Consider the following 3,843-nt stretch of genomic DNA (forward strand, 5'->3'; position numbering starts at 1 on the left):
TGAGTTGGTGTGCGCCTGCCATGCGCGAAGGGGGAACGTTTCCTGCCCGCTGATCGCGTCACTACAGGGTGGAGCAAGCTTGGCAGGTTCGGCTATGCCTTAGCGTGCTTTATTTTCCGTTTTCTGAGACGACCCCTTCAGGCGCGACGCACACCAGCCTGACCCCGTACATGCGCGAACAGCGCAGCAATGCTTCCATTGAATCAATAAAGTCCACGTCGATACCCGTTCATTGTCCATCAGTGCGCGGCAGCGCGAGCTGCTGCGCGGATTCGTTGTGCTGCAGCCTTGGCTGAATCACCCACCATCGACCAATCGTAATGCCACCACGCAATGATCTGGGCTGCCTCGGGCAGCGTGCGAGCCGCCAGCACCTGGATCATCTCAACGTGCACCGCGCCCCACCAAGCATCGCCTTCAGCGTCCGAGGCCTTCGGATCCACTGCAGCGCGGTAGATCGCCTTGGCGCGGTCAAGCGTCAAGGATTTCTTCTTGTCAGGCCTTTCGCACATCGCCAGACATCGTCTTCACGTTGCCTAGGACATTGCCACAGCGAACATCCCCAGACATGGTCTGAACCGAGCCATGAACATCTCCGCATGTCACGTCGCCAGACTGCGTCGCCACGTCCCGGGCACTTCCGTGCACCACGATGCTGTCACATACCTCCGCCTCCAAGCGATCGACATCACCGTGAACCTCGACGGTGATCACCTTGGTGTCAGGCGTCACATCCTGCCCATCCACAATGATTCGGCCGCCATGAATCCTGATGTTTCGCCCGCCACTGACGACAACACCGTTGATAAAAACACTCGACTTGCTCACGCACGCTCCTTCTCGCTTCGAATTTGATTTTCCGTTCGATTAACCGCGAAGGCTCTTGGCCTTCGACACCGCAAACAGCAGCAGGCCTGCGCCCATCAAAACTGCCAAGCAACCGAGGGGCATACCGTACAGGGAACTGACCGTATCAACCTGTTGCGGCACCGGGGCCTGCGATGCATCAATACTCATGATCCCGATGGCAAGCATGGCAACACCGAACACAGTCTCGAGCGTGCAATGAAGCATCATCACGACAATCAGGTTGGGCTTATTCAACATTCAATCTCTCCTCGACTTTCAGGTTGCACTGCGGAGACGCTCAACATCCAGCCGATGATCTCTGTCAGGCTTCAGCCTGGTGAAAACCGCTGGCGCCACTCTGGTGGTAGCTTGCGTAAGCAGACCTATGTGTGGGCACCTGCCTGCCGAAGATCGTCCGCTCCGGCTTGCCGTGTTCGATGGCGGTCACTCGCTGAAGCCAGTAGCCATCCGGCGCCGTTTCACTGGCCAGCTTCACGATGTCGTCTTCTGTGTGATCCGGCAGTGCGCTCCCGTCAACGCTGAAGATCCTCTCGCCGTAATGCAGGATCGGCCTGAAGGCATCGGCCAGGATGTAGCCATCGCAGAGATACCGAAGGGTGTAACGATCAGCCATGAATTCCCCGTTCAGTTGGTCGCCGCCCATAAAGCCCAGCGTGGGGCATGCTCATCAACCTTGGCATCAATGGGTCGCCCACGGGACCATGCAGACTGATGAACGTCTCTGATGTGGTTCATCATGGTCACGCCATCCTCGACGTTGATGCTCATGCACAGACGAACCTGGCCCACATCCTGGCGATCAGAGCCGATGACTTCGCAATCGAAGGTCAGTCGCACGTCGCGATAACCTGGCGCGTTGCCGAAGGTCACAAGCTTGGCGGACACGTCGTCTTCATGCCGAAGCATTCCGCGCTGCGCTCGCGGCGTGGGAGATCCATCGCCGGTTTCTCTCAATCTCGCAATGTCAGTGATGTTCCAGTCTTGCACCAGGCGCTCGAACATCTTGCCTCCCTCGGCGAAGTAGTTGTGCACCTCCTTGCGAGTGAGCCTGGCGTCCATGACGAGGACGGCCATCGCATCTTGGAACGATGCGGCATCAAGCAGGCGCAGATCCGTGAGGTCGAATGGGAAGCGATACCCGTTGTAGAGGCCGAGCAAAAAGCGTGCGGCAACAACGCCATGGTCATGGTGGAAATCCGTGGCCAGTAAATAAAGCCTCTGCAGGGCTTCGAAGCCTTGTTCTTCTATCCGCTGTTGTGTCATGCCCATGAGGATCTCCTTAAATCACGCCCCTGAATACTAGGCATCCATTGTGGGATGCCTTGCTGCCCACAGTCTGGGCACGTCAGTCGCTTGGGCTTCAGCAGCCCAAAGCCCTGCCTTGCTCTCAAACCCATAGTCCCCCCTTACCCTGATCGCCCCACCCCGGAGTCCACTTGCCGTGGAAATCCCGTGCGCCTCGACGCAACGCGATCTCCGCGAGGTACTGGGCAGCCCAATCCCCTGGACCAGGAGCCACTAGGATCTACGCCGAACACCACGGGGTTGCCGTTGGCCACCTCGTGAAAGAAGACATGCGCCGACGGGCTGTGCCAGTAGGCATGGATGGACACATTGCGCAATGCCATCAGCACCTGACAGCGCAGCATGTCGTCGCTCATGCAGCGCACCTCGCCATCGATCCGCTCGTCGGCGAGAAACCTGGTCTCTCCGAGCCGGTAGGCCAACTCGGGTATCAGCTGCCAGAGCAGCCTGGCATCGTAGACGCAGTCCATCGGACCCCATGCGCAGAAGCGCCGGAGATCTCGCGCGGTGGTCAGCAAGTAGCGCGCCAGCCAGCGCGGCGTCAGCGCGTAGAGGCGCAACACCTCGCAGGTGACCCGCTCGATGCGAGCACGTTGTTCTGGTTTGAGATCGAGCTTCAATGCCATGTGGTCTACCCCCGTTGGTCCTGAGTCCTTCGCCCAGCTCGATCGCTTTCGAGCCTGTTGGCGTCCTCATTTTAGTAATACTAAATAAATCAAGTCAAGAGGGCTTGGCGCATGTTGCGCGAAGACACGCTCGCGTGGCGGCTTCGAGCTCCTCGTGACGACCAACCGCCAGAGCGCGCATCGCCTCGGTGGCAGGCCTTTTGCTCTGGCTCAACTGGAAAGTGACGAGTTAAGCGAATAAAAATGCGTCCACCTAATGGCTGTTAGGTGGACGCCAGATTGCCTTGTCAAACAAAATTCAAGGCACTTCCGAAGCACGGCCGCAGCCGTGCGGAGGGTCTGCCGGGATACGGGCTAAAATCCTACATAAGCCAATCTGATCTAAGAAACTGATTCAATCCAGGAAGTTGGAATAATGAGCTGACGCCTCACACTTCGCGCGCGCCCTCATCCGCCTTCCCTTGCATTGATGTGGAGACGTTGGTTTGCATGCCAAAACTGACGCTTTCAGATCAGGGGTAACCCTGATCTGATGTTCGACTCGAAAGATCTCGATCTCCAGCGCCCAGCGTCCCAGGATCGGCTGAGCCCAGCCCGAACAAGACTCGGTCTTCCCGCAGAATGGGGAACTTCCGCAGTCAGCGGAACCGCGGGAATTTCGAGCAGCATGTGAACCATGGGCTGAAACATGGCCTCCCGATCCAGCGAAAAACCCGCTAGGCTTGGTGGCAAACAATCCGCCAAGGGAGTCTGTTATGCAGGCGAGCCCATTGCTGCGCGCGCATCGTCGCGTCCTGATTGCCAAGCGGCTTCATGACCAAGCCCTGAAGTCGCTGGTGCCGGGTCTTGAGTCGAGCTATCGGCGACTGAGCAAGGCGTGTTGGCGCCGATCTAAATTTGACCCACCGGGGGTGCGGCAGAAAACTTGGACTGGTTAAACGGCGATTCCCAGGCTTTGGCGATGCCCGACAGGGCTGCGAGCACCAAGGGAAACTTTGATCCGCGCCTCGTTGTACCACCGGATGTATGTGTCCAAGCAGAC

7 protein-coding genes and 1 pseudogene are annotated in these 3,843 nt (G+C 58.2%); 1 reads left to right on the forward strand and 7 read right to left on the reverse strand.

The window, feature by feature from the left end:
- Positions 1-103 (forward strand): annotated as a pseudogene (locus ABG80_RS21745) (MerR family transcriptional regulator); the annotation flags it as partial.
- Positions 104-239: 136 nt separating this feature from the next.
- Here ABG80_RS21745 and ABG80_RS20105 read toward each other — a convergent pair.
- From ABG80_RS20105 to ABG80_RS22195, 7 genes are all read right to left on the reverse strand, one after another.
- A complete protein-coding gene (locus tag ABG80_RS20105) occupies positions 240-482 on the reverse strand; it encodes a hypothetical protein (RefSeq protein WP_235513975.1) in 243 nt (80 codons plus the stop codon).
- A 13-nt stretch (positions 483-495) separates the two neighbouring features.
- The gene (locus tag ABG80_RS20110) at positions 496-828 is read right to left on the reverse strand and encodes a hypothetical protein (RefSeq protein WP_058089336.1); all 333 of its coding nucleotides are present in this window, start codon (positions 826-828) and stop codon (positions 496-498) included.
- Positions 829-867: 39 nt separating this feature from the next.
- The gene (locus tag ABG80_RS20115) at positions 868-1,107 is read right to left on the reverse strand and encodes a hypothetical protein (protein WP_058089337.1); all 240 of its coding nucleotides are present in this window, start codon (positions 1,105-1,107) and stop codon (positions 868-870) included.
- A gap of 64 nt (positions 1,108-1,171) precedes the next feature.
- Positions 1,172-1,483 carry a hypothetical protein gene (locus tag ABG80_RS20120; RefSeq protein WP_160322622.1) on the reverse strand — a complete coding sequence of 104 codons (312 nt, stop codon included), beginning with the start codon at positions 1,481-1,483 and terminating at the stop codon, positions 1,172-1,174.
- A gap of 11 nt (positions 1,484-1,494) precedes the next feature.
- Positions 1,495-2,139 (reverse strand): DUF7673 family protein, encoded by a 645-nt coding sequence (locus ABG80_RS20125; protein WP_058089339.1) that lies wholly within the window; start codon positions 2,137-2,139, stop codon positions 1,495-1,497.
- A gap of 137 nt (positions 2,140-2,276) precedes the next feature.
- The gene (locus ABG80_RS20130; protein ID WP_058089340.1) at positions 2,277-2,801 is read right to left on the reverse strand and encodes a hypothetical protein; all 525 of its coding nucleotides are present in this window, start codon (positions 2,799-2,801) and stop codon (positions 2,277-2,279) included.
- A 934-nt stretch (positions 2,802-3,735) separates the two neighbouring features.
- Positions 3,736-3,843, reverse strand: a 108-nt coding sequence (locus ABG80_RS22195) for an IS3 family transposase (protein ID WP_152987453.1), incomplete at its 5' end; no start/stop codon positions are given.

The sequence above is a fragment of the Aquabacterium parvum genome (genome assembly GCF_001447195.1).
GTDB lineage: Bacteria > Pseudomonadota > Gammaproteobacteria > Burkholderiales > Burkholderiaceae_C > Aquabacterium > Aquabacterium parvum.

Excerpts from the sequence above, each read along its gene's own strand:
- ABG80_RS20130 (WP_058089340.1), bottom strand. The coding sequence starts at position 2,801 with ATGGCATTGAAGCTCGATCTCAAACCAGAACAACGTGCTCGCATCGAG.
- ABG80_RS20125 (WP_058089339.1), bottom strand. The coding sequence starts at position 2,139 with ATGGGCATGACACAACAGCGGATAGAAGAACAAGGCTTCGAAGCCCTG.
- ABG80_RS20115 (WP_058089337.1), bottom strand. The coding sequence starts at position 1,107 with ATGTTGAATAAGCCCAACCTGATTGTCGTGATGATGCTTCATTGCACG.
- ABG80_RS20120 (WP_160322622.1), bottom strand. The coding sequence starts at position 1,483 with ATGGCTGATCGTTACACCCTTCGGTATCTCTGCGATGGCTACATCCTG.